Annotated in this window: 27 protein-coding genes; 14 read left to right on the top strand and 13 right to left on the bottom strand. The window is 31.0% G+C overall.

Features of this window, described 5'->3' with window-relative positions; all coding sequences use genetic code 11:
* Window positions 1–2: 2 nt before the first annotated feature.
* The gene (locus MSM_RS04390) at window positions 3–464 is read right to left on the bottom strand and encodes a pyruvoyl-dependent arginine decarboxylase (RefSeq protein ID WP_011954143.1); all 462 of its coding nucleotides are present in this window, start codon (window positions 462–464) and stop codon (window positions 3–5) included.
* Window positions 465–637: 173 nt separating this feature from the next.
* Between MSM_RS04390 and MSM_RS04385 the strand changes: the two genes are divergently transcribed.
* The 4 genes from MSM_RS04385 to ade all read left to right on the top strand — a co-directional run bounded on the left by MSM_RS04385 (window position 638) and on the right by ade (window position 5041).
* Window positions 638–1027 (top strand): translation initiation factor IF-5A, encoded by a 390-nt coding sequence (locus tag MSM_RS04385; RefSeq protein ID WP_004033052.1) that lies wholly within the window; start codon window positions 638–640, stop codon window positions 1025–1027.
* A gap of 27 nt (window positions 1028–1054) precedes the next feature.
* Window positions 1055–1930, top strand: coding sequence for an agmatinase (speB, locus tag MSM_RS04380; RefSeq protein WP_011954142.1), 876 nt, complete (start codon window positions 1055–1057; stop codon window positions 1928–1930).
* 171 nt (window positions 1931–2101) lie between these two features.
* A complete protein-coding gene (locus tag MSM_RS04375) occupies window positions 2102–3325 on the top strand; it encodes an ornithine cyclodeaminase, nickel-pincer nucleotide-dependent (RefSeq protein ID WP_011954141.1) in 1224 nt (407 codons plus the stop codon).
* Window positions 3326–5041 carry an adenine deaminase gene (ade, locus tag MSM_RS04370; RefSeq protein WP_011954140.1) on the top strand — a complete coding sequence of 572 codons (1716 nt, stop codon included), beginning with the start codon at window positions 3326–3328 and terminating at the stop codon, window positions 5039–5041.
* Here ade and MSM_RS04365 read toward each other — a convergent pair.
* Window positions 5038–5664, bottom strand: coding sequence for a DUF447 domain-containing protein (locus MSM_RS04365; RefSeq protein WP_011954139.1), 627 nt, complete (start codon window positions 5662–5664; stop codon window positions 5038–5040). The two genes, ade and MSM_RS04365, sit on opposite strands and share 4 nt — an antisense overlap.
* Before the next feature lie 114 nt (window positions 5665–5778).
* Here MSM_RS04365 and MSM_RS04360 point away from each other — a divergent pair, with 114 nt between their 5' ends.
* Window positions 5779–6786, top strand: a complete 1008-nt coding sequence (locus MSM_RS04360; protein ID WP_011954138.1) for an SIS domain-containing protein — start codon at window positions 5779–5781, stop codon at window positions 6784–6786.
* Between the two features lie 169 nt (window positions 6787–6955).
* The gene (locus MSM_RS04355) at window positions 6956–8161 is read left to right on the top strand and encodes an ISNCY-like element ISM1 family transposase (RefSeq protein ID WP_011953615.1); all 1206 of its coding nucleotides are present in this window, start codon (window positions 6956–6958) and stop codon (window positions 8159–8161) included.
* Window positions 8162–8206: 45 nt separating this feature from the next.
* Here the strand turns inward: MSM_RS04355 and MSM_RS04350 are convergent, their stop codons facing one another.
* Together MSM_RS04350 and MSM_RS04345 are read right to left on the bottom strand one after the other, a co-directional pair.
* Window positions 8207–8797, bottom strand: coding sequence for an Hsp20/alpha crystallin family protein (locus tag MSM_RS04350; protein ID WP_004035621.1), 591 nt, complete (start codon window positions 8795–8797; stop codon window positions 8207–8209).
* Between the two features lie 68 nt (window positions 8798–8865).
* A complete protein-coding gene (locus MSM_RS04345) occupies window positions 8866–9876 on the bottom strand; it encodes an NOG1 family protein (RefSeq protein WP_011954137.1) in 1011 nt (336 codons plus the stop codon).
* A 250-nt stretch (window positions 9877–10126) separates the two neighbouring features.
* Here MSM_RS04345 and MSM_RS04340 point away from each other — a divergent pair, with 250 nt between their 5' ends.
* The gene (locus MSM_RS04340; RefSeq protein WP_011954136.1) at window positions 10127–10510 is read left to right on the top strand and encodes a hypothetical protein; all 384 of its coding nucleotides are present in this window, start codon (window positions 10127–10129) and stop codon (window positions 10508–10510) included.
* Window positions 10511–11075: 565 nt separating this feature from the next.
* On the opposite strand, the gene MSM_RS04335 is transcribed toward MSM_RS04340, so the two are convergent.
* Both MSM_RS04335 and MSM_RS04330 read right to left on the bottom strand, forming a co-directional pair.
* On the bottom strand, window positions 11076–11633 hold the full coding sequence (locus MSM_RS04335; RefSeq protein WP_004033063.1) for a TIGR00296 family protein: 558 nt from the start codon (window positions 11631–11633) through the stop codon (window positions 11076–11078).
* Between the two features lie 18 nt (window positions 11634–11651).
* A complete protein-coding gene (locus tag MSM_RS04330; RefSeq protein ID WP_011954135.1) occupies window positions 11652–13022 on the bottom strand; it encodes a TldD/PmbA family protein in 1371 nt (456 codons plus the stop codon).
* Window positions 13023–13200: 178 nt separating this feature from the next.
* Between MSM_RS04330 and MSM_RS04325 the strand changes: the two genes are divergently transcribed.
* Together MSM_RS04325 and MSM_RS04320 are read left to right on the top strand one after the other, a co-directional pair.
* Window positions 13201–14400: an FAD-dependent oxidoreductase gene (locus MSM_RS04325; RefSeq protein WP_011954134.1), complete on the top strand. Its 1200-nt coding sequence runs from the start codon at window positions 13201–13203 to the stop codon at window positions 14398–14400.
* Between the two features lie 51 nt (window positions 14401–14451).
* On the top strand, window positions 14452–14829 hold the full coding sequence (locus MSM_RS04320) for a winged helix-turn-helix transcriptional regulator (protein WP_011954133.1): 378 nt from the start codon (window positions 14452–14454) through the stop codon (window positions 14827–14829).
* 2 nt (window positions 14830–14831) lie between these two features.
* Here the strand turns inward: MSM_RS04320 and MSM_RS04315 are convergent, their stop codons facing one another.
* From MSM_RS04315 to hisA, 6 genes are all read right to left on the bottom strand, one after another.
* Complete coding sequence (locus MSM_RS04315) at window positions 14832–15233, bottom strand: pyridoxamine 5'-phosphate oxidase family protein (RefSeq protein ID WP_011954132.1); 402 nt, start codon at window positions 15231–15233, stop codon at window positions 14832–14834.
* A gap of 135 nt (window positions 15234–15368) precedes the next feature.
* Window positions 15369–15848 carry an aspartate carbamoyltransferase regulatory subunit gene (pyrI, locus tag MSM_RS04310; protein WP_004033066.1) on the bottom strand — a complete coding sequence of 160 codons (480 nt, stop codon included), beginning with the start codon at window positions 15846–15848 and terminating at the stop codon, window positions 15369–15371.
* A gap of 3 nt (window positions 15849–15851) precedes the next feature.
* Window positions 15852–16346: a flavodoxin family protein gene (locus MSM_RS04305; protein WP_004033067.1), complete on the bottom strand. Its 495-nt coding sequence runs from the start codon at window positions 16344–16346 to the stop codon at window positions 15852–15854.
* Between the two features lie 51 nt (window positions 16347–16397).
* Complete coding sequence (gene argC, locus MSM_RS04300) at window positions 16398–17417, bottom strand: N-acetyl-gamma-glutamyl-phosphate reductase (protein ID WP_011954131.1); 1020 nt, start codon at window positions 17415–17417, stop codon at window positions 16398–16400.
* Between the two features lie 14 nt (window positions 17418–17431).
* Window positions 17432–17893, bottom strand: coding sequence for an adenylyltransferase/cytidyltransferase family protein (locus tag MSM_RS04295; protein WP_004033069.1), 462 nt, complete (start codon window positions 17891–17893; stop codon window positions 17432–17434).
* A 7-nt stretch (window positions 17894–17900) separates the two neighbouring features.
* Window positions 17901–18638, bottom strand: coding sequence for a 1-(5-phosphoribosyl)-5-[(5-phosphoribosylamino)methylideneamino]imidazole-4-carboxamide isomerase (hisA, locus tag MSM_RS04290; protein WP_011954130.1), 738 nt, complete (start codon window positions 18636–18638; stop codon window positions 17901–17903).
* Window positions 18639–18831: 193 nt separating this feature from the next.
* On the opposite strand from hisA, the gene MSM_RS04285 reads away from it, so the two are divergent.
* The 3 genes from MSM_RS04285 (at window position 18832) to truA (ending at window position 22744) form a co-directional block, all read left to right on the top strand.
* Window positions 18832–19536 (top strand): ABC transporter ATP-binding protein, encoded by a 705-nt coding sequence (locus tag MSM_RS04285; protein ID WP_004033071.1) that lies wholly within the window; start codon window positions 18832–18834, stop codon window positions 19534–19536.
* Between the two features lie 4 nt (window positions 19537–19540).
* On the top strand, window positions 19541–21808 hold the full coding sequence (locus MSM_RS04280; protein ID WP_011954129.1) for an ABC transporter permease: 2268 nt from the start codon (window positions 19541–19543) through the stop codon (window positions 21806–21808).
* Window positions 21809–21871: 63 nt separating this feature from the next.
* On the top strand, window positions 21872–22744 hold the full coding sequence (gene truA, locus MSM_RS04275) for a tRNA pseudouridine(38-40) synthase TruA (RefSeq protein ID WP_011954128.1): 873 nt from the start codon (window positions 21872–21874) through the stop codon (window positions 22742–22744).
* A 106-nt stretch (window positions 22745–22850) separates the two neighbouring features.
* Here the strand turns inward: truA and MSM_RS04270 are convergent, their stop codons facing one another.
* On the bottom strand, window positions 22851–23099 hold the full coding sequence (locus MSM_RS04270) for a hypothetical protein (RefSeq protein ID WP_004033074.1): 249 nt from the start codon (window positions 23097–23099) through the stop codon (window positions 22851–22853).
* A 95-nt stretch (window positions 23100–23194) separates the two neighbouring features.
* Here MSM_RS04270 and wecB point away from each other — a divergent pair, with 95 nt between their 5' ends.
* A complete protein-coding gene (wecB, locus tag MSM_RS04265) occupies window positions 23195–24517 on the top strand; it encodes a non-hydrolyzing UDP-N-acetylglucosamine 2-epimerase (RefSeq protein ID WP_011954127.1) in 1323 nt (440 codons plus the stop codon).
* Window positions 24501–25598, top strand: a complete 1098-nt coding sequence (locus MSM_RS04260; protein WP_004033076.1) for an ATP-grasp domain-containing protein — start codon at window positions 24501–24503, stop codon at window positions 25596–25598. The genes wecB and MSM_RS04260 overlap by 17 nt, the downstream gene beginning before the upstream one ends.
* Window position 25599 lies beyond the last annotated feature (1 nt).

The following is a 25599-nucleotide window of genomic DNA, read 5'->3' as shown; positions in this document are numbered from 1 at the left end:
TTTTATCCCTCAATTATTTCATCATTCAAATAAACAACTGAAGCTACAACTGAAGCTATATTTTCAACAGTTGTACTGGCGGACTCAATTATAATATCTTTAATTTCCACTTCACGTTTTTCCATCATGTAGTTTACCATGAAGTTAGCTTCACCAATCAAATCCTGCGGGTCCTTGTTTGTTCCAGTTGTTTCAACTACACAGCCTAATTTTTCCCCAATAGCTACTGCAACAACTGCAGTTATTGTATCTCCAGGCTTGCTTGAGGTAACTGAAGAAAGTACACAATTAACCATAGCTCCAGGTTTGAGTTTTGGCAGGTCTTTAACTTGAGTGTTTTTTCCAAGCATACTTGATACTTTAATTAAATTGACGTCTCCTATTCCAGCAGCAGTTAGTGCATTGTCAAATGCATTTAACCTTGTTGGACCCTCATCTTTTCCTGATACAATAGCTATTTTCATTTTTATCACTTTGTTTTAAATTTGTAATTTCTATTTAATATTTATTATTGAAGTCCTACTTGTTAAAACGAATAATTTATATAAAATGTTGGATAGAATTATTATTAATCTAAAATAATTCTTATTATAGATTACTTATTTAAATCTATTTTTTAATTTATGGAGGAAAATTAATGTCAACAAAAGTTGTAGAGATTAAAACATTAAAAGTTGGTAAATATATCGTATTAGGTGGGGAAGCATCTAAAATCACAAGTTTAACTACTTCATCCCCAGGTAAACATGGTGCTGCTAAAGCTAGATTAGAAGCTGTAGGTATTTTCGATAACCAAAAAAGAAGTATTGTTAAACCTGTAGATACCAAAGTAGATATTCCAATTATCGATAAAAGGGTTGGTCAGGTATTATCTATCCAAGGTAACAATGTTCAGTTAATGGATATGGAAAACTACGACACTTTAGATTTACCTATGCCTGAAGAATTAAAAGACCAAATCACTGAAGGTATTGAAGTAGATTACATCGTAGCTTTAGGAAATATGAAAATTATGAGAACTAAATAATTTTATTTAGTTCTTTTTTGATTTATTATGCTTTTAAACACATATGAACCATGGAAATTTGCTTTTTCCCAGGAAGAAACTGATTTTAACAACCTTAAAGAGGGTGCTTGGGGAATAATTGGTGTTCCGTTTGACAGTACAACATCTTATCATCCTGGTTCACGTTTTGGACCCATAGTAGTTAGAGAAGCTTCCTATGGGTTTGAAAAATATAATACTATTTTTAATACACAATTGGACAATATTTTTTACGATTTCGGAGACGTAAATGTTGTTTTTGGAAACTGTAAAAAAACATGTGACATAATTGAAGATACTGTTAACGAACTGTCTGATTTAAAAATCAAACCTCTGACTATTGGTGGAGAACATAGTTTGACTATTGGTGTTCTTAATTCATTAACTAAAAAATATGATGATCTGACTGTTGTCCATTTGGATGCTCATAGGGATCTGGCAGATACTTTTATTGGAGAGCTGTATTCCCATGCCAGTGTCATGAAAAGGGTTCATGAAATGGGTGTTAAGGAATTGGTTCAGATTGGCATCAGGTCAGCTTCAAAGGAAGAGGAAGATTTTGTTAAAAACCAGTCAAATATCACAACATTTAAAAATAATGATGTATTTCATCATCTGGATAATATAGAATATTATTTGAGTATTATTGACACTCCAATTTATTTGTCTATTGATATGGATGTTTTTGATCCGTCTATTGCTCCGACTGTAGGCAACCCAACTCCCAACGGAATAGCGTATGGCCATATAGAAGCTATGCTTCAAACTTTATCTTTAAAAAATGTTGTCGGGATGGATGTTGTTGAAACAGCTGGTGACAGATTGGGAGATATTACTGCAGTTTCCGCTTCAAAAATAATTTATGATTTTTTATCATTATTGTGATAAATTGTTTTTACTTTTAATTTAATTTAACTTTTATTATTTTTTGTTCATTATTTTTTAAAATTTTTAGTTAATTATTACTTTTCTTATAAAAAATTAATATGGAATTATTTAAATATTAGCTTAAAGTAAAATTACAATATTAATAATTAATAATTAGGAGCAAAAATTATGAATAGTAGAACAATTGAACTTTCTGGTCATGTTATTGATTCATTAACTTTACCAAAAGCTCTGGATATTATCATGGATAAAGGTGGAGATTTTGATTTCTTAGAATTTGATGTAGGTAAAAGAAAAACTGATACTAGTAAGGTTAAGATGGCAGTTTATGCAGAGTCTATCGACCTTTTAAATTCTATTTTAGATGAGTTGTCAGTATTAGGTGCATCAATATCTGAATTAAAAGAGGTTGAATTAGTTGCATCTTCAAAAGATAAAGTTGCTCCGGAAGGTTTTTATTCTACTTCAAATCATACAACTCACATTCTCTATAAAGGTAATTGGATTGTTGTTGAAAACATTGAGATGGATTGTTTAATCTGTGTTGATGAAAAAAATTCTCGTGCATCAGTTAAACCGATAGCGGAAATTAAGGCAGGAGATATGATTGTTGTTGGTCGTGACGGAATAAAAGTTACACCACCTCAAAGGTCCAGAGAAAAAAGTGGAACCTTTGAATTTATGAACAGTGATGTTTCTTCTGAAAAACCTTTGATGAATTTAATTAGGGGAATTGCAAAAGAAATTAAAGAAATCAAAAGTAAAGGAGGTAAAATAGCTATTGTTGGAGGTCCTGCTATTGTACACACAGGATCAGGCAAATATCTGGCTGCTTTAATCAGGGAAGGATATATTGATTCTCTTCTTGCAGGTAATGCACTGGCTACTCACGATATTGAAAGCAATATTTTTGGAACTTCCTTAGGTATTGAAGTGGAAACAGGAGAAATTATAGCTCATGGACATACTCATCATATGAGGGCCATTAATAAAATCAACCGTTCAGGATCAATTAAACAGGCTGTTGAAGATGGCACCTTAACTGGCGGAATCATGTATGAATGTATTAAAAAGGACATTCCGTATGTTTTAGCAGGTTCTATTCGTGATGACGGTCCTCTGCCTGATGTAATAACTGACACTGCAGAGTCACAAAAATTAATGCGTAAACAGGCTCAGGAAGTTGATATGGTAATTATGATAGCTACCATGTTGCATTCAATAGCTATGGGTAATTTACTTCCTTCAAAAGTTAAAAGTATCTGTGTGGATATTAATCCTGCTACTGTTACCAAATTATCTGACAGGGGAAGTGCTCAGGTAGTTAGTATTGTAACAGATATTGGTACATTTTTACCTCTTTTATATGAATCCCTACATGAAAGTGATTAGATGCAATTCAGTGCATATATGTTAGACGTTATAACTGATTCAATTTATCCTGCACGTATTTCAGTTGAAGGCGGATTTTTTAAAGAGATAGTTCCAATTGTCATTAATGACGACAGTGAATTGGATATTTCAGGGATTATTCTTCCGGGATTTATTGATTCTCATATTCATATTGAAAGTACCATGCTTACTCCTGCACAGTTTGCAAAACTGGCTGTAAGGTTCGGTACTACTTCAGTTGTTTGTGATCCTCATGAAATAGCTAATGTTGCAGGTACTGACGGGATAGATTTCATGATTGAAAATTCAAAATCTGTTCCTTTTAATTTTTATTTTTCAATTCCATCATGTGTTCCTGCAACCTGTTTTGAAACATCAGGAGCTATTTTGGACAGCGAAACTATCGGAGAACTTCTTAAAAAAGATGAAGCTGTTGCACTTGGTGAAATGATGAATTTTCCAGGTGTGATAAATGGGGATGGGGAAGTTTTGGCCAAACTGGAAAAAGCAAAAGAACTTGGAAAACCTATAGACGGTCATGCGCCTCTGCTTTCAGGAAAAGATTTGGATAAATATATGGCTGAACATATATCTACTGATCATGAATGCAGTAATTTTGCAGAAGCTATTGAAAAAAAAGAAAAAGGTATGAAAATAATGGTTCGTGAGGGGTCTTCTGCTAAAAATATGGAAGCTCTTTTTGATTTTAGCGACAGGTTAGACTACTGGAAAAATCACGAAAGTTTCGGAAAAATGCCCAATGAAGTTCTGGAAAAAAGAATACATCTTCCTATTTTTGATTTTATAGTAAGTGATGACAAACACACCACTGACTTAATTAAAGGTCATTTAAATGAATCCATTAAAAAAGCCATTGATTTGGAAGTCAGTCCGATAAGTGCTATTGAAATGGTTACAGTTAATCCGTCAACACATTATAATTTAAATACTGGTGCTATTGTAAAAGGAATGCAGGCAGATTATGTTGTTGTAGATAATCTGAATGATTTGAATATTTTAAAGACATATGTTGCAGGCAAATGTGTTTTTGATGGTGAAAATGTTTTATTTGATGTGGAAGAAACGGAATTCAAAAATACATTTGATGTTTCCAAAAAAGAATCTGAAGATTTTGAAATTTCATGTGATGAACCTTCAGCAGATGTTAATGTAATTCGATGTTTCAACGGGGAATTAATAACTGAAGCTGAAAGTGCAACATTGGAAACTAAAAAAGGATTTGTACAGCCTGATTTGGAAGAGGATATTTTAAAAATAGCTGTTGTTGAGCGTTATGGTGGAAATTCAATAGCCAACGGATTTATAACAGGATTCAATCTTAAAAAAGGGGCAATAGCCTCTTCTGTAGCTCATGATTCCCATAATATTGTAGTTGTAGGAACAAATAGTGAGGACATGGCAAATGCAGTCAACTGTTTAATTGATAATGAAGGCGGTTTTGCTATTGTTGACGGTGATTTTGAAGATTCTTTGGCATTGCCTATTGCAGGATTGATGACTAATGAAGACAGTCATGAAGTAGCTGAAAAATTAGAGAAATTGCATAAAACAGCTGCTGATTTCGGATGCAAACTGGATTCTCCGTTTATGACCATGTCATTTATGGCTCTTTTGGTAATTCCAGCTATCAAAATATCTGATAAAGGTTTATTTGACTGTATAAACTTTGAATTTATTGATGTAATTAAAAATTAGGGTGAATACCCTTTTTTTATTAATTCTTTTTTTATTTCATGAATTGCTTTTTGCTCTTCTTTTGATCCGACTTTATTTATTACTCTTTTTGCTTCCCTAAATCTTCCGAGATAATATTCTTGCTGTTTCTCATCAACCATGTCTATTCTTGTAAAATTAACTAAGGTTTCTATAAGCAGCCCCATAGCACGGTTAATAGCTTTTATATTTTTATTGATTACATGTGAGGTAACTTTAGCTTTTATGACAATGGCTTTTGAGTCACTTTTAATTGGGTCGCTTCTTTTAACAGCTTCTATCAAGTCAGTAACTTCACATTTGAAATAGCTTTCAATATTTTTAATGGAATTGTTTTCATCAAAATAAGTTTCTGGAAGGTTATCAATTGTGGAAAGTGTAAAAAGTTGTGGATTTTCAGTAATATTTACAGTAAATTCTTTTTGAGAAATAATGTTTTCTAAAGTGGTGCTTCCTTTGAATATACGGCATATTATACTGTCTTTTCCGGTACATATAACTCCAATTGGCGCTGCATTTCTTTTGCCCTCAGGGCTTAGTGTAGTTATTACTGTTTCATATTGTCTTCCTTTTTCCATTCCAACTGAAGATAAATTTATTTCCATAATTATAAGTTTGATAATATTTACTTAATTAAAGTATCGATTTTTAAAAAACATTTTTATATGTTAATAAACAATAGTATAAGTATTATATATTAATTTTAAGGAGTTTAAGCAATGAACTATAAAATGTATGATGAAATGATGGAGCAACCTGATTCACTTAGAAGGACATTTGCAAGCGAAATGTCTAAAATGGATAGTGTTTCAGAAGCTGTATCAAAAGCAGATAAAATTTATTTAATTGGTTGTGGCAGTTCTATTTCTACATGTTATAGTGTTAGGGATGCATTGAGAATGTCCTGTGATATGAGTGTAGAAGTATTTACAGGCTATGAATTTTATTATAATAAAAAATTAACTGACGGAGAAAATTCAATAGCTATTTTCACATCACAATCCGGTGAAACTGCAGATACTTTAGCATCTCTTAAAAGAGCTAATGAATATGGAATTCACACTGTTTCAATTTCTAATGAACCTGATAGTTCAATGATAAAAGAAGCTAAAACTCCAATTATAACACAATGTGAAAGGGAAACAGCAATTCTTGGAACTAAAACATATGTAACTCAGTTAGCCTGTCTTTATCAGATTTTATTTAAAGGATCCAACTATGGCAAGGCAGATGAACTGTTAGATGATTTGAAACATATTCCTGATATTATTGAAGAATTATTAAAAACAACAGAAGAAGACAATAAAAAATTAGCTGAAGAGTTTAAGGATGAAGATATCTTCTACTGTTTAGGCAGCGGACCTAACTTCGGCCTTTCATTTAAATTAGCTATGACTATGCTTATGGAAGGAGCAATTAAACATGCATGTCCTGTTTACTCTGCGGAATTTAGGCACGGTTTAATAGAACGTGCAGAAAAAGATGTTCCAATTATTTTCCTGCGTTCAGGTTTTGAATCAGATGAAATAACTGACAAAGCTATTGAATTTTCTAAAAATTTAGAATTGAAGTCTATTGTTTATAATTTGGAAGATTATGCAGATATCAATCTGTTATTATCTCCATTAATATTTGTAGTTCCTTTAGAATGGTTTGTTTATTATTTGGCACATTTTAATGGTGAAGATCCTGGTGCTACAAGACATATCGGAAAAGTCAGATATTAATTTTTTTTAAAAAAAGGAGTCTGTAAAATTTTATAGGCTTATTTGTTTTTTAATTTTTTACAGTTGAACTTTCATTTTGATGAAATTTCATTCTAATTTTTCTTTAATTTTAATATAAATGATTTAAAAATAGTAAAATACTTTAATAAGTGAGGACAAATAATATTTTATGACCAAACAAAACAAATCTGCCCTCAATAGTAATATAGACTTCATACAACTTAAACTTTATGATTTTTTTGATGAAAAAATTGATCAAGAAAAAATTATTTCAAAAAGATTGAATAAAACACCTAATTTTGAAAATACTAATCATAAACTATTTTTAGATGAAAATAATACTTTTAAATATGATAATCCCATTTGTCCAGTTTGTGGAAGCCACAAAATAATCAAAAAAGGCACAATAAAGAAAAACAAACAAAATACTAATGGAAAAACAACAGAATTCAAAGAACAGCAATATCAATGCAAAAAATGTGGAAAAAAATTCGGAATATACAATAATCCATTAATTGGTGAAAATAAACAATTTTTACAAGAAATAATGGATAAAATTCCAGGAATAATGAAAATAGGGTACCAATCACTTCGTAAAATAAGTAAATACTTTGAAATATTCCTTGGAATCAGAATATCTCATCAAACAATCAAGAACTGGTCTGACAAAAATCACGAAGAAAGCATCAGCAATGAAAAATTTGAATATTCTGGCTATTATTTATATGATGAGCAATTTTTAAGACTTAATGGAACTAGACACTACAGATTAACTTTATTTGATGCAATACTCAATATTCCAGTCACAGAACGAATAGTACGTCGCAGAATACCAAAAAACACGAAAAAATTTATCTTAGAATCAACAGAAAATAAACCATTCATTTGCCTAACAACCGATTTATTCCCAATGTATCGTAATGTAGCAGATGAAATAGAAGTAAAACATCAATTGTGCATATTTCATCTGTTTCAAACAATAAACCATAAATTAAAAGTATATTGTAGAAGAAACAAGATTAATGGAAAACAAAGAGACCATATTTACGAAAATGCACAAGAATTAAAAAACTGTTTCAGACAAAACTCAAAAAAAGAAGCAATAGAACAATTTAAACAATATTTACAAAAATATACGGCCATACCAGTTGTTTTAAAAGATTTCATAAGAAAACATATCATAAATCACTTCCACAGATACGTAGAATATCTTGATGATGAAAATATAGAAAAAACATCAAATAAAGTCGAAAATTACTACAGACAAACCAATCCTGAAAAAATAAAGAAAATATACAAAACCAAAAATGGAATCCTGACATTTTTAGACTATCAAATGCAAAATTGGACTGAAAAACACATTAAAATCAAATAAGCCTATAAAATTTTACAGACTCAAAAAAAGAAATATGTAGAAAATTTATTCTACATTAATTTTATTTTTTGGTGTTTTTAATTTAGGAATAGTTATTAAAACTGTTCCGTTGTTGAATTTTGCACTGATTTTATCAATTTCAATATTGTTGCTGAATCTGATGCTTTTGCTGCATTTTCCTTGTTTTATATCTGAAATTAAAACAGTTTTATCTTCTTCTTCAATTTCTTCAGTATACGGTTTGAAAGTAGCTACAATTGAGATGTCTTTGTCTCCAGCTTCAATATCAATTTCTTCTTTTTCAATACCTGGAACATCTACTTTCAAGTAGTATTTTTCTTCAGTTTCTATTAAATCAACGTCTAAGCTGTGGATGGTTGCTTTTTTATAATCATCAATTTTCTGATCAATTATTTTTTGGATTGATTTAATACCTTCTTGAAGATCATCAAAGCCTCTGGATAAATCTTCTGTCATTTTTCCAGCCATATTTTTTGTCTGTTCCCTTTTTTCGTTTAATTTTTCCTTGCGGTAATTGATTTTTTCTTCAGCCTTTTCTTTGTGTTCGTCAATTTTTTCTTCAGCTTTTTCTTTGCCTTCGCTAATTTTGGTTTCGATTATATCTTTCTCTACCATATTTGTGACTCCATTATGTTTAATTAAATTTAATTGTTATTATGGACTTTTAATATATAAAGGTATCTTTAATATTCCTCTTCTTCATTTCTTTCTATTTTTTTAACAGAGTCTAAAACTTTATTTATTTTATCAATACCTTCTCCTTCAATAGCTGATATGAAAATGGAGTTATCTAATTCATCAACATACTGTTCCACATAGCTGGTGTCTTCAATAAGATCCATTTTATTAAATAGGTAGATTACAGGAATGTTGTCAAATATTTTTTCAATCTGTTTTAATAAATTGTACTGACTTTCCAGACCAAATCCGCAGGTTTCAGATGCATCGAAAATAAATAAAATAGCATCCGCCAAATGTTCCAAAGCCACTATTGCATTTAATTCAATATCATTCATTTCTAAAACCGGTCTGTCTAAAAGTCCGGGAGTGTCAATAATTTGAATACTTTTCCAATGTCTTTCCACATGCCCTATTTGAATACCTTTAGTTGTAAAAGGATAGTTGGCTATTTGGGGGTCTGCTCCAGATATCTGGTTAAGAAGTGTGGATTTTCCCACATTTGGAAATCCAGCAATTACAATTGTTGTTGCATCAAAGTCAATTGTAGGCATGTTTCTTAAGTTAGCTTTTGCAAAATCCAGAAAATCCAAATCCTTTTTGATTTTGTTTACAACAGATGCAATTCTACCGTATGCCTGTTTTTGAAGGGTAGTTGCCTTTTCTGACGGATTTTTCCTGATTTTACTTCCGTATTCTTTTTCAAGTTGTGTTAAAATACCATAAGCCCAGTTAAGTCCTCCAAGAGCCTGTTTCATATCATCCACACCAACAGTAATATCAATGTAATCCTGATAAAATGGGGGAAGGTCTTCTATATCCGGAACACTATCTAAAATGGATTTTAATTTGTCTTTGATTACCTGACAAGAAGTTATAACTCTTCTTTCTTCAATTCTTTTTCCTTTCAGATGTTTTGGTATTTTCTGTGTTCTCATTAAATCTGCTTGCTTTTTCCCTCTGCTAAATCCTTTATCAAGTAATTCATCAGGAGTGGGTATTGTAGGTATCATCATTGTTATCACTTTAAATATCAGTTACTTATACTGCTTCTCTTTCAATATTTATATAATATTCTTTAGCTAGGATGCTTAATTAAACTTGTGGATAATGTCTTAGATTCATGAAATTAAAAGTTGGTTAAACATTATTATAAACAGTTGCTTAGGTGTATATCGAAATTATAATTTCCATATAGAGTATATAAAGAATATTTATTTTTTATATCCTACATATTTAAAAAATAAGTTTAATTTAAACAAATTCTTGAAACATGGCTGTCAATTTTTAAATCCAATTTCAACAGAGGGTTATGAGTGTAGGGCTCCTTTTTATTATTTTATCGCAGAGTATTTTAGAAAAGAAGTAATCGACATTGGCGAGATTGATGAAAATGTTGTCCAAGATTTTTTATTAAAATTTATTCCAATAATTGAAGTTTATTATGGATCATATTCATTAGAAAAAACATTAAATGTTTTTAAATGTTTATGGGTGTATGCAACACCTGAAATTGAAAGTAAATTCATAAATAAATTAATTTTTTGGTATAAAACTAATGGCAGTAAGTATGTTATTTCTAATTTTATTGAAGATTTTAAAATAAATCTTTCTAGGGAAAATATACTATTATTAGAACATACGGGATAATTTGAACATATTTCTAAATAATTTTAATTAGATTTTTAACAAGATATGTTGATTTTTCATGATGAAATTTTGAAGAAAAAAAATACAATGACTATATTGTATAAATAATATAATACACTCTATAAACAAAGACAAATAACTGACATTAATGTTCATCAAGAAGTATAAATATAGCTATTGATACAATTCTTCAGCAACAGGTTACAGACATTAAAACAGGACTTGACAATCTTGACAAGATAACAAAAAATGCTTTTGACATTGAGATGCTAAAGATAAACTATTCTTCGAAATGTGTATGGAAATCGACATTTTCTAACGGCAATTCATTAATATTCGGATATTTATGAAATATCAATGATTTAGAAAAAATAACAGCATATCCAAATGAAGCTATTCACGATGACTGCGTAGTGGCATTCACTGGAGGCTATGAAAAAATAGCTAATGAAAAACAGCCTAAAAGAGTTGATGTGGATAAATGGTATTTCCACATAACACTTTAGATTATTATTTGTCTTTATTTTCGTTGCATGCTTTTAATACTTCTTGCCAGAAGTTATCACTATTTAAATATTTGTCCCTGGAATGTGTATACATCACAGCTTTCGTCTAAATAGCTGTCTGCACTAATTCCTGCTTTCATACAGGTATGTTCTAAAAAAGTTTCTACATCAAAGTTATTTTCAGTTGCTACTTGAGGAAGCAGCAATCCTTTTGAATATCCTTTTTTAATCATTAATCCGTCTTTGCCGATTTTGATATTGTTTAGATATTCACTTGGATGCGCAATTTCCATTAATTGGGGTTTTGTTAAAACTGTAACCTCAAATTCCAGATTATCGTATTCTTCAGGAATTACCTGCGGAAATCTTGGGTCTTCAGATGCCGCTGCAATTGCTACACTGATTGTTGCCTGAATTGCACTTTCAATAGGTTCGGGATATCCGATACATCCTCTTAACTGATTATTTTTGTTTAAAGTTACAAAAACACCTAATTTTTCTTTAAGTTCTTCAGGACAGTCTTCAGGAACAAGAATTTGTTCGCCGGTTTCAAGATAAGTTTTTACCGCTTTTTTAGCTATATTTAACAAATATTCTCCATGTTCTTGGCTTATCATTTTTATTACACCTCTTTATTAGCTACTTCCGCCAACTAAAGCATTTAAAATTCTTGTATGTGGTCCGCCGTCACCTACTGGTGCAGTCTGACCGTCTTTTCCACAGAATCCAACACTTAGTTCAAAGTCATTGCCGATAGCGTCAACATTTTTTAGGGTTTCTAATATATTTCCGGATAATGAAACATCTCTTAACGGAGTGGTTATTTCTCCGTTTTCTATTTTAAATCCTTCTGCAGCATTGAACTGGAATATTCCTTTTCCGGTATCAACTTGTCCGCCTCTTGAGCCTTTAAGATAAATTCCGTCAGGAATATCTTCTATCAGCTCTTCAAAAGACATCTCTCCAGGTTTTAAGTAAGTGTTACTCATTCTTACAATTGGTTTGTCAGCTATTATTGATCTTGCATTTCCTGAAGATTTCATATTTAATTTTGATGCGGTTTCTCTTGAATTTAAAAGAGATATTAATTTACCGTCTTTTACTAGATGATTAGGTTTGGTTTTAACTCCTTCCACATCATAAGGATAATATCCGAATCCGTCTTTTAAACTTGCATCATCGTAGATATTGACTATTTCTGAACCTATTTTGCTTCCTAATTTATCTTTAAGAATTGAATCATTTTGCAAAATCAGATCTCCTTCTACTGCATGACCTAATGCTTCATGAACAAATACTCCGGTTAAATTAGGGTCAGCAATAATTGGGAATCTTCCTGAAGGTGCACTTTCAGCTTTCAATAATCTTACAGCCTTTTCACCTATTTTTCTTCCAAAAGCTTCAATGTCTTCGTCATTTATAGCTTCAAAGCCTTTTACTCCACCAATACTGTTGTGTCCGATTTGCATCATGGTTCCATCACTTGCAGCAGCATTTAAAAACATTGCAACCCTATTTGTGTTCATTTCAATGCTTGTACCTTCACTGCTTAAGATAACTTCCTGGCTTTGTGAATCGGAATAGGAAACAGTAGTGCTGGTTACTTCTTTTAAACTGGCAGCTTTGCTGGCTTCAGACATTATTTCTTTTTTTTCTTCTATTGAAACATCACTGAAAGGTATTTTAACATCAGTAGATACTTTATCCTGAATTATATCTGCTTTAGACAATGATTCATCTCCTTTAAGGGAGTTTGATATCTTTATAGAAGTTTGTGCTATTTCATCTAATTTTGATAAATCATTTGTATAAGCAAATCCCCATGCACCATTATTTAAAACTCTTATTCTTATACCTAAAGAGTTTCCTGTGTTGATTTCCTGTACTTCTCCATCTTTCATGATTATGGAGGTGTTATTTCCGTTTCCGCCTCTGATATCCACATAATCTACTTTGGGAATGGTTTTGTTAATGACTTTTTCAAATAAATCAAGATTTTCATTCATTGTTTCATATCCATGATAATATATTATTATCTATTTTTAGAGTTTAAGTTTAATATATGTGTTGTAATAAAGGGAATTCTTTTTTTATTTCTTTTTCCAAATATATCCTTTGTGTTTAAATACAATAAAAAATATAACTCATGTTATAGATTTTTTTTAAAAGTTATAAGGTGATTAAATGGTAATAATTGTAGGTTCTGGAGCAGGAGGAGCAATATTAGCAATGGAATTGGCTAAATCTAATGTGCCAGTAACCATAATCGAAAAAGGAAAATATATTGACTCTAAAGATGCTTTTAATTATTATGATAAATACAATGGCAGTGTTGATTTGCTTACAGCTACATGTGTTGGAGGTTCAACAATGGTTTCAATGGCTAACATGGTTAGGGCATTAGATGAGGAGTTATATGATTATGGAATTGATCTTTCAGAAGAATATGATTATGTTGAAAATCTGATTAAGGTTCATGGTTTGGATGACACTCATATAGGCAAAGGAACACAATTATTTTTGGATGCAGCTGAAGAGCTGGGTTTAAATCCGATTAAAATGCCGAAAGCTATTTATGAAGAAAAATGTATTCAGTGCGGTCAGTGTGCATTTGGATGTCCTGTTGATGCAAAATGGACAGGAAAACACTTTGTTGACATAGCTATTGAAAATGGTGTAGAATTCATTGATGAAGCTGAAATCACTGGCTTGATAACTGAAGATAATCGGATAAAAGGAGTCAAATTTATTAAAAATGGAAAAGAGGAAATATTGCACTCTGATACAGTGGTATTGTCTGCCGGAGCTATTGGTTCTGCTTTAATTTTAAGAAAAATAGGGATTGATGCCGGAAGAGAACTGTTCTTTGATCCCTTTGTTTCAGTAGGAGGAGTTATAAAAGACATTAACTTCAACACTGAAGTTCAGATGGCGGGTCTTGTTGTTGGCAAAAACTTTGTTCTGTCACCTCATTACTCATCATTCATTCCGTCTAAAATAGGGGGGGATGCTGAACCTAAAGATATATTGAGTATCATGGTTAAAACATCTGATGAATGCAAAGGATACATAACTGATGACGGGGATGTTGTTAAAATAAACACTATTAATGATATCAGGTATTTGGCTGAAGGTGCAGCTGCTGCAGGTTTTATTCTGGAAAAAGCAGGTGTTAATCCGGCTACAATAGCTTCTACAGTTTACAGAGGAGCACATCCCGGCGGCAGTGCAGCTATTGGAAAATTTGTAGACAGCAACCTGGAAACTGAAATTAAAGGTTTGTTTGTTGATGATGCAAGTGTGTTACCAATTTCTCCAGGAAAACCTCCGATTTTAACTATCATGGCATTATCTAAAAGATTGGCTGATTATTTAATTGGCTGATTTTTTTTATAAACTAAAAATTTATATGATTTTACATAAATATCTTTAATTATGAAATCTGAATGCGCATGCCCTATTGATAAAGCAGTTGTATTGTTTAATAAAAAATGGACTATCCAATTAATTAGGGATATGTTTTTTGGTAAAAAACAATTTAAAGAGTTTCAAGAAGATAAACCTGATTTAAGTAATAAAGTTTTGTCACAAAGACTTAAGGAATTAGAAAATAACGGGCTTGTTGAAAAAAAGGTTTTAAATACGACACCTATTTCTAGCGAATATCATTTAACAGAGTATGGAAAAAAATTAAATAGGGTAATATATGAGCTTGCTGTATTTATTTTAGATGAATCTGATTTTGTTGAGTATAAAGATGAAGAAGTTAAAAATCAGATTAAAAACAATTTTAAACAAGCTCTTAATATTTAAAATTAAATTTTATAATTTTTTGGAGGGTTTCCTGAAAAGTCAGCTATTGTAGCATCACCGGAGATGGTGAATACTTCGAATTCAGGATTATCTCCACTTTGGTATAATGTTTTTACTAGTTCGTTTGATTCGATAACTTTTTGTTTAAGTTCTAAATTTGAAGTAAACTCTACTTTTCCACTTATTCTGATCCATGCAAATTCAGCAGTTGCTGTTGTAATTTCACAGTTAGGATTTTTTTCTAATTCTTTGTACATTGGTTTTTTATTGCTTGTACAAAAATAAGGTTTGTTGTTTTCTTCAAAGTAATATAATATTGGTCTTACTTTTGCATTTCCGTCTAAACCTTCAGTTGCTAAATAAATTAATGGATTTTCATTTAAAAATTTTATTACATCATTCATAATATATACTTCCTTTTTTGGTTATTTATTGCAATAAATGTAATTAATATTATGATTGAAGTATTTTAAAAGCTTTTTGTAACTATTGGGTAACTTAGTAACCAAATGGTTACTTATAAAAAAAGAATTTGAAGATTATTCGAATTGTTTTTCGATATCTTCTGTTTTAATTAATTTTTCACAGTAATGGCATCTGACAACTGGCGGATGGTTGTTTATAACATTAAATTTAGGAGCTATAGGTTCATTTGCATAATTGGTTATGCATTTTGAGTTGGTACATTTGATAATTCCAGTAATTGTATTAGGCAGTATAATTTTATCTTTTTTCACTGGTTTGTAGTCTCTGATAATGTTAACACTGGCTTTAGGTGCAATTAATGCAATTTGGTCAAGTTCTTCGTGGTTTAATTCTCTGTTTTCAATTTTAACTATGTCCTTTCTACCAATTTCTTTTGATGAAACATTCATAGCTACTGTAACATTTTTAGTTTCACTGTCTGGAAGCCCTAGTATTTTAAGGATATGTAATGACTTGTTTGCAGTAATATGGTCAATTACTGTACCATTTTCAATAGCTCTAATTTTTAATTCAGATTTTTTATCAACACTCATAATTTACCCACTGTACATTTTTAAGTCTAATATGTCAATAATTACTTCAGTATCATTGATTAAAGTTTCAATATCTTTATCCTTTGTGTTTAATGTAAATGTTTCAATAACTCTGGCTCCGCGTGCTTTTACTTTTTCAGCCATTCTGTCTACTGTAGCCTGCCCCCCTCTGCCGGTCATTGTTGCAAAGAGGTATAGGTCTTTTCCTCTTAAATTGCATCTGTCAATTAATGTTATAATTGCAGGTGTTGGTTTTCCTGCCCAAGTTGGAGTTCCTATGTAGATTGAATTATATTCTGTTAAATCCACTTCAGAAGGAGCTATTTCAGTTTTTGTTTCTTTAATTGAGTCAATACAGGAAGTTAGTTTATTTTTAAATCCACTTCTATTTTTTAAATCAGTAACCTCGAGTATATCAGTTTTTAACTCTTTTGCAAGTGTTCTAGCTACAACTTCTGTACTTCCGTGTTGGGAATAATAAATTATTAAAGTTTTCATATTATCTCCCTCTCTTTGATTTTATTTGTTTGTTTTAGGGTGTTATATATTTTATGGATTAAGTCCAAAATGGTTTAATCCTGTTGTTTCATCTAATCCAAGCATTATGTTCATATTTTGTATAGCTTGACCTGATGCACCTCTAACAAGATTATCGATACAGGACAGCATTACAATTCTTCCGGTATCATCAATTTCAAATCCTCCAATATGAACAAAATTGGATCCTCTAACAGAACTTAAATGAGGAATTTCTCCATCATCCATTAATTTAATGAAGTATTCTTTACCGTATGTTTTTTCATAGAATTTTCTTAATTCATCAGGAGTAATGTCTGAATGCTCTTCTCTTAAGAAGCTATGGCTTGTTGTTTGGATTCCTCGAATAACTGGAACTAAATGTGGGGTAAATGAAACTTTAACATCTTCAAACCCATGTAATTCCTGCTGAATTTCAGAAACATGTCTGTGTGAAGAAATTTTGTAGGGATTGACATTATCTGCAATATTTGGGTAATGTGTGGTACTTGAAGGATTTACTCCTGCTCCGCTAACTCCTGTTTTTGAATCAATGACTATTCTGTCAACCAAATCATTATCTACTAAAGGGTAAGAGGATAATATTGCTCCTGTTGGGAAACATCCAGGATTTCCTACCAAATCAGCTTTTTTAATTTCATCTCTGTAAATTTCCGGAAGACCATAAACACCTTTAATGTCACTGGTATGTTCCAATCCGTACCATTTTTCATAAACTTTGGTGTCACGGTATCTGTAATCTCCGCTTAAGTCAATAACTTTAGTTCCGGTTTCAAGCAAGTCCGGAACTATTTTCATTGATGCTCCGTGAGGGGTGGCTGTAAATATTATATCTGCATCCAATTCACTTGGCTGTTTATTTTTGAAAACTAATCCGGAATCTCTTATGTGCGGGTGTATTTTATGTGCAGGTGTTCCGTCATATTTTCTTGAAGTAATGTTATTTACTTCTACTTCGCTATGATTTAATAACATTCTGAGAAGTTCTCCACCAGTATATCCGCTTGCTCCTACTATTGCTACATTATACATATTTATTTACCTCACTAATCACAATTATCGTTTATTTTTCCTTTGAAATCCATTTTTTTTATTTTTTTAATAATTTTACAGCTGCTGTCTAATTCTGCATTGTGGTATGCTTTCACACGTTCCACTTTAGCTTTTAATCCTCTTTTGTTAATAGCTTTTTGTAATTTAGTAATGTCATGTCTTTGATCAGCACCAATAGCTATTATGTCAGGATTAATTTCTTCTACAATTTTAAGGAAGTCTCCATTTTCATTACCAAGATAAGCTTCATCCACTCCTTTTATCATCTTTATTAACTCTAAACGTTGTTGTTCTCCAACTATGGGGTATCTTTTTCTTTTTTCAACAGTTGAATCACGAGCAATTACTACATAAAGTTTAGCGTCTTCGCCTCCAAGTTTTTTAGCTTCGTTAAGGTAAATTCCATGTCCCGGATGCAATAAATCGAATGTACCTGTTGCCATTACTTTTTTCATAATTTCACTACCTGTTTTGGTATTTTAAAGCTTCTTTTAAATCGATTTTATCTTTGTAAAGTGCAGAACCAATTACGATACCTTCAACACCACTTTCATTTAATTGTTTAACATCGGAAATACTGGTTATTCCTCCTGAATAAACAATCGGCAAGTCAACAGAGTTTTTAAGCTCAATAACCGGCTCAGTATAAAATCCTCCTAATAAACCTTCAACATCAACATTGGTAAAAAGAATACTTCCAGCTCCATGTTCTTTAAATTCATTTGAAAGTTCTGCCGGACTTTTATCAATCTTTTCCTGCCATCCTTTAATTACAACCCGGTTGTCTTTACTGTCAAGTGAAATCATTATTCGTTCTGATCCGTATTCATCAGACAGTTTGGTTATGGTTTCAGGATGTTCAATGCCCATAGTTCCGATAATTAATCTTTCTATGTCTAAATCGAGAAGTCTTTTGGCATAATCAATGCTTCTTATGCCTCCGCCTAATTGTATAGGTACACTAACTTCCTTTAATATTTTTTTAATTACATCGAGGCTGGTTTTTCCGTCAATCGTGCCGTCCAAATCAATAATATGTAAATTTTCAGCTCCCAAATCTTCCCAGTGTTTTGCAACATTTTCAGGGTTTTCAATAGCTATCATTTCACTTCCGGGTTGTCCCTGGACTAGCTGTACACATTTGCCATTTTTAATATCAACTGCAGGCATTATTAACATTTCATCTTTTTTAAATGACATTTATAACTCCATTACTAAATTTTTTGGTTTATAATATTTTTATAATTAATATGGTTTAATAGTTACTGTTAAATGCAAATCTTTTTTGGAAAAAATATATATGATATTGCCAATAATAAATTTAGGTATGACTAAATATTTATATAATATTTTTATATAATATTTTAATTAATATCTTATTAAGTGATTTAATATGAGTGATATTGTAAAATTTGAAAATGTGGTCAAGGAGTATAAATCCGGAGAGCATATTTTAACAGCTATTGATCATATCGATTTTACTATTGAAGAAGGTGAATTTGTTGTTATTTTAGGTCCTTCGGGAGCTGGAAAATCAACTCTTTTAAACCTTTTAGGAGGTTTAGACACTGTCACCAGTGGTAAAATTATTGTAGATGGAAACAATATTGAAAGCTTCAATGACAATCAGCTGACTAAGTACCGAGCTAAAAACGTTGGTTTCATATTTCAATTTTATAACTTAATTCCCAATTTGACTGCTCTTGAAAATGTTGAACTTATGAAGGATATTGTAGATGTTGATATTGATGGAATGAAAGTTCTGGCATCTGTTGGATTGGACAGGCATGCTAATCAGTTTCCTTCACAGTTGTCAGGTGGAGAACAACAAAGAGTTTCAATAGCTAGGGCTGTTGCTAAAAAACCGTCTATGCTTTTATGTGATGAACCTACTGGAGCACTGGATTCTAAAACAGGTGTTTCAATTTTGAATTTACTTCAGAATATGAGTGTTAACAACAATTCCACTGTAGTTATTGTTACACATAATGCAATTCTTGCTGAAGCTGCAGACAAGGTTATAAGAATTAAAAATGGTAAAATTGAAAGCATAACAATTAATGAAAACCCTAAAAAAGTAACTGATTTGGAATGGTGATTTTATGTTGTCTAAAAAGATGATTAGGGATATTAAAAATCATAAATCTCAATTTCTTTCAATCTTTTTAATGGCTTTTTTAGGAGTATTTGTATTTGCAGGAATCGGTGGGGAATACACTGGTTTTGAGCAAAGTGTAAATGATTATTATGATGCTACAAATTTAGCGGATGGATGGATTTATAGCAGTCATCTGGATAATTCTACTGTAGATAAAGTTGATAATCTAAGTGCAACTACAGCCAGTGAAAGACAGCTGGTTATTAATTCGGTAGGTGATTTTGATAATGACCCTGATGTGACGCTGCACTTTGTAGAAAATAATGATATTTCTAAATTTTATCTTGTTGAAGGAAAAGATGTTGATATTGATGATGAAGATGGTGTGTGGTTAGATAAACGTTTTGCCGATGCTAAACATTTAAATGTTGGGGATAACATTTCATTTTCAGTTAATGGATTAACCATTAATAAAGAAATTAAAGGTCTTGGTTATTCTCCTGAAAATGTTTATACTCCTTCAGATACTTCAATTATTACAGATTTCAATAAAACAGGTTATGCTTACCTGTCTTATAAGGCATTTCCAGCACAAATACAGTATAATGTATTGCTTGTTGATTTTAATGGAAATCCGAATGATTATGTAGCTGATTTGGATTCAGTTATTGGTGGAAATTACAGTTCATTTGTAAAACAGGCAGATCATCAAAGTGTTTCTCAATTTAATGAGGAACTGGATCAGCATAAAATGATGGGTGATATTTTCCCGGTTGTTTTCATATTGATTGCTGTTTTAACTCTGTTAACTACAATGGCAAGGATAATTAATCATCAGAGAACTCAGATTGGTGTTTTAAAAGCGGTAGGTTTTAAAGACAGAACTATAATGCTCCACTATATTTCGTACGGTTTCTGGCTAGTTTTGGCAGGAAGTATTTTGGGATTAATATTGGGGCCATTGACTATTCCAAAATTGTTTTTAGAATCAATGCAGGCTGTTTATACATTACCTGGATGGAGTGTTGGATACAGTATTAGTTTTGTCATAGTTGCAGCATTAATGGTTGGTGTATCATTAATAGCTTCTTACTGGGCAACAAGAAGTATTTCTAAAGAAAATCCTGCAAATTCAATCAGGCCAAAATCTCCTAAAGTTGCAGTTTCAGGATTGCTGGAAAAGTCAAAGATATGGAAAAAATTCAGCTTTAATGCACGCTGGAATTATAGGGATGCAAAAAGAAATAGAACAAGGTCACTAATGACAATTGTAGGTGTTGCAGGATGTACTGCACTGCTTGTTTCAGCATTTGGAATGTATGACGGAATGAATGACTTGCGTGACTGGGAATATGAAGACATTAATCATTATTCCTCTAAATTAATTGTTGATAATGATGCATCAATTAGTCAAATCAACAGCATAACTGATGAGGTTAAAGGTACTCAATTAATGGAAGGCAGAATAGAATTTGATGTTAATGACCATAGGGATTCAGGTTCGCTGCTGGTTTTAAATAAAAGCAGTTTGGTAACTCCAACAGATAAACATAGAAATCCGACAGAAATTCCTGATGACGGTGTTTCCATTTCCATGAAGATGGCTGATAATTTGGGTGTTGAAAAAGGAGACACAATCAAATGGCATATTGTAGGAAATGACAAATGGGTATCTACCAAAGTAAGCTCTATTCATGCAGACCCTATATCTCAGGGATTAATAATGACTCCTGATTATTTTGAAGATTTGGGATTGAATTATACTCCAACAAGTATTGTTACATCTCAGAATGTAACTTCAGATTATAATGGAATCAAAGCAGTAAATACTTTAGATACAGCTGTTTCAAATTGGAATGAGATATCTGAATCAATGCTTTCAATGGTATCTATTTTAATATTCTTTGCAGCATTATTGGCTGTTATTGTCCTTTATAATTTGGGATTGTTGTCATTTACAGAAATTGAGCGGGAAATAGCTACCTTAAAAGTTATAGGATTTGAAACAAATAATTTGAGAAAGTTATTATTGACGCAAAATTTATGGTTTACTTCAATGGGTTTTGTTTTGGGAATTCCATTCGGTTATCTCTTAATGAAATCAATGACGGATTCTGCAGGACCTTCATTCCAATTTCCTATAACCTTAAGTCCTGGAAACTTAATGTTAAGTTTTATAATAACATTTTCATTATCCATAGTGGTTAACTTAATGTTTTCAGGAAAAATTAGAAAATTAAATATGGTTGAATCATTAAAAGGTGTTGAATAACCTTTTACTTTTTTTTATTTTTGCAAAATTTATTTTAATTAATATTTATAATAATATATTATTATGAAGAGGACAGCTTTAAAAATTGGCTATATCGGAACTAATTTTCATGGTTTTCAAAGACAACCTGATTTAAGAACTGTTGAAGAAGAGCTGATTTACCATTTACGTAAACTAGGTTATATTGATGATTTAAAAAAGTCCAGATTTAGAATAGCCGGCAGAACTGATGCAGGAGTTCATAGTTTAGGTAATGTAATCAGTTTCCAGTCTGAAAAAGAAGTTAGAGTTAATGAAATCAATAACAGTTTGCCTGATGATATTCAGATACTGGCTAAAGCTCCGGTAAGATTTGGTTTTAAACCGAGGTATGCTGAAATGAGACAGTATCGTTATGTTTTATTCAGGTCTGATTTGGATTTGTATAAACTGAATGAAGTAGCTGAAATTTTTAAAGGAACTCATAATTTTACTAATTTTACTAAACGATTCCAAAAAACAACAACCAGAACAATTGATGATATTAAAATCACCAAAGCAAATCTCAATGATTATCATAAAAAGGAATTTCCAAATTTGCATGACACACTTTCACCTGTTTTTGTAGATATTTATGGGGAAAGCTTCTTATGGAACATGGTTCGTAAAATGATGCGTGTTTTTGTTGATGTAGCTATTGGGAAGTTATCTTTGGAAAAAGTTGAAGAATTATTAAATCCTGCAGAGAATGACCCTAGAGCCAATATTAAAGTTTTGGATCCGGATTATCTGATTTTAATGGATATTAAATATGATGGGGTTAAATTTGTTTATGATGATTATGCCTGTGAACGCTTTAAAAGAAATTTAGTTGATTCACTAGGCGATTTGCAAAGAAAATATGCTATAAGGGAATCCATGATAAAAAGTTTGGAAGATCTGGAACGGATAAACTAAAAAACAGGTAATTTTTATTGTTACTTGAGTTTATTATGAAAAAATTCTGCATTAAAAATAAGTTTTGATAAAAAAGAAGAATTCGGGAAATAAGATGTCCCAAATTCTATTTTTCCATTTCAAATGAAAATCTGTATTCTTGATTTACAAGAACCATGTCTTTGATTTTAGCATTCAAAATCCCTGAAATTTTGTATAAATCTTCCATGGTAACTAAATTACCTTCATTTATACTTAAAAAGAAGGTTACAATATCATCTGTAATAAGATAATTTAAATTGTAGTCTTCGTCTTTGTGATATTTTTTTAATATATCGTATATTTTTTCTTCAATTTCTTTATCAAGGTCGGTCATAATAATCACCCCAATGTGTATTAGTAGAAGTTTATACTATTTAAATAACCAACATTTATTATTCATGATTAACTAATTTTATATAGGTCGATAAAATGAAAATAGCTATTATACTTGGAACTAGGCCGGAAATTATTAAAATGGCTCCAATTATTGATGAAATTGAAAAGCGAGGTATAACTTCCTGTCTTATTCATACTGGCCAACATTATGATAAAGAAATGTCGGATAATTTCTTTAAAGACTTGGAAATCAAATCTCCAGATTATAATATTCACGTTGGTTCTGGTTCCCATGGAAAACAAACTGGTTTGATGATGCAGGGTATCGAAGAAGTTTTGCTTGATGAAAAACCGGATATAGTTCTTGTTCAGGGAGATACAAATGCAGTTCTTGCAGGAGCACTGGTGGCTTCTAAATTACATATTGCTGTTGGACATGTTGAAGCGGGACTCAGATCATTTGATATTACGATGCCTGAAGAATTAAATAGGATGGCTGCAGATGCCTGTTCTTTAATGTATTTTATTCCGACTGAAGAATCTGCAATTAATCTTTTAGCTGAAGGAATTTCAAGAAAAAAACTATTTATTACAGGAAATACTGTAGTTGATGCCTGTTTCAGGCATTTGGAAATAGCAAACAAAGCGGGAATTCAGGAAGAGTCTTTGGCTAACTTGGACATTGAAAATATGGATAATATTTTAACTTTGACTATGCATAGGGCAGAAAATGTTGATGATAAGGAAAGGTTAATAAATATTATTTCTTCTTTAAAAGAACTTAAAGACATGAATATTATTTTTCCGATTCATCCAAGAACTAAAAAGACTTTGGAGAACTTTAATTTATTTGATGAATTAAATGAATTGGACAATGTCCATATTATTAAACCGTTGGGATATTTGGACTTTTTAATTTTAACTTCACATTCTACTTTAATTTTAACAGATTCCGGAGGTCTTCAGGAAGAAGCAATTACTTTGGATGTTCCTGTTTTAACTTTAAGGTATAATACTGAAAGGCCTGAAACAGTCAGTGCAGGGGGAAATATTTTGGTGGGAGCTAATAAAAATAATATTTTAGAAAACGCTGAAAAGATTCTCAATGATGAAGAATTTGCAAATAAAATGAAAAATGCTAAAAATCCTTATGGAAAAGGGGATGCAGCTATTAAAACTATTGATGCAATCGAAGAAGCATATAATAATGGTTTATTGGATATTAAAGCCCCTGAAAATATAATGTCATCATTTGACCGTAAAATGATAAAAATTAATGAAGATGTTTCTGTTAAGGAATTTGAAGAAAATGAAAATGCATTAGTGCATATGGTTTTTGATGGTGAAAAAATGATTTTCCCATTGAATAATTTAAATTTAAAAGGTATGATGATTACTTATGATGTCTATCAATGATGATTCAATTTTACTGTTCGAATATTTTACAGCTTCCGGTGAAAAAGATAAATGTATTATTTCAGAAGCAGAAGCTTTAATATTTTCACTTTTAGATGATTTAAAAGATTATAATGTAACAGTTGTTCTTAATGAATCTTACAAGGAGATTATAGAGGATTATGATAATGTTACACCAATATTTATTAATGAAGATATAATTTCCTGGCTTGAAAAAAATGCAGCTAGTTTTAAAAAAGCTATTTTCATAGCTGCAGAAAATAATAATAGCCTATACAATATTACAAAAATTTTAGAAGAGAATAATGTAAAAATTTATAATTCCTCTTCTGAAGCATGTTACAATTCCTCTGACAAATTTGTTTCTTATGAATTGTTATACAATATTGTTCCACAGCCTAGAACTTTTAAATTAAAAATAGACAAAGTGGGATATTGGAAAAGAGCATTGGAAAACCTTTATAAAAAATGGCATGCTGAAAAACCATTGGATGATTTAAAACTTATAATCAAACCTCTTGTTGGTGTGGATTGTGAAAATATTAAAATAATAAATGGCATTGATGATTTGGATTATAGTTTGGAAAAAATATTTCTTCCAGGTTCCAGAGTAATAGTTCAGGAATTTATCGAAGGAACAGATATTAGTGTTAGTTTGCTTTGTGACGGCAGTACAGCTATTCCAATAAGTTTAAATAAACAGATTATAGATTTAACTGGTGATAAGGGAACTTATTTAGGGGGACAAATCCCATTTGAAAGCAAATTTAAAGATTTGGCTTTTAAAACAGCCATTAAAGCAGTTGAATCAATTGATGGCTTAAAAGGATTTGTTGGTGTGGATTTGGTAATCAGCAATGATGAAAAAGACATTGAGGATGTTTATGTCCTTGAAATTAATTCCAGATTCACCACTCCTTACGCAGGTCTTAAAAAAATAGCCAATATTAATATTGGTTCATCTATCATTGATTTGATTGATAAAAATGTAGATATTAAAGATTTAAATGAAAAAATAGATTTAAATGGAAAAATTGAATTTAAAAAATCAGGGGATAATTTAGTAATTAGGAGTATTTAAG

The organism is Methanobrevibacter smithii ATCC 35061 (genome assembly GCF_000016525.1).
Classification (GTDB): Archaea; Methanobacteriota; Methanobacteria; order Methanobacteriales; family Methanobacteriaceae; genus Methanocatella; species Methanocatella smithii.
This window is presented reverse-complemented; position numbering and strand designations above follow the sequence as displayed.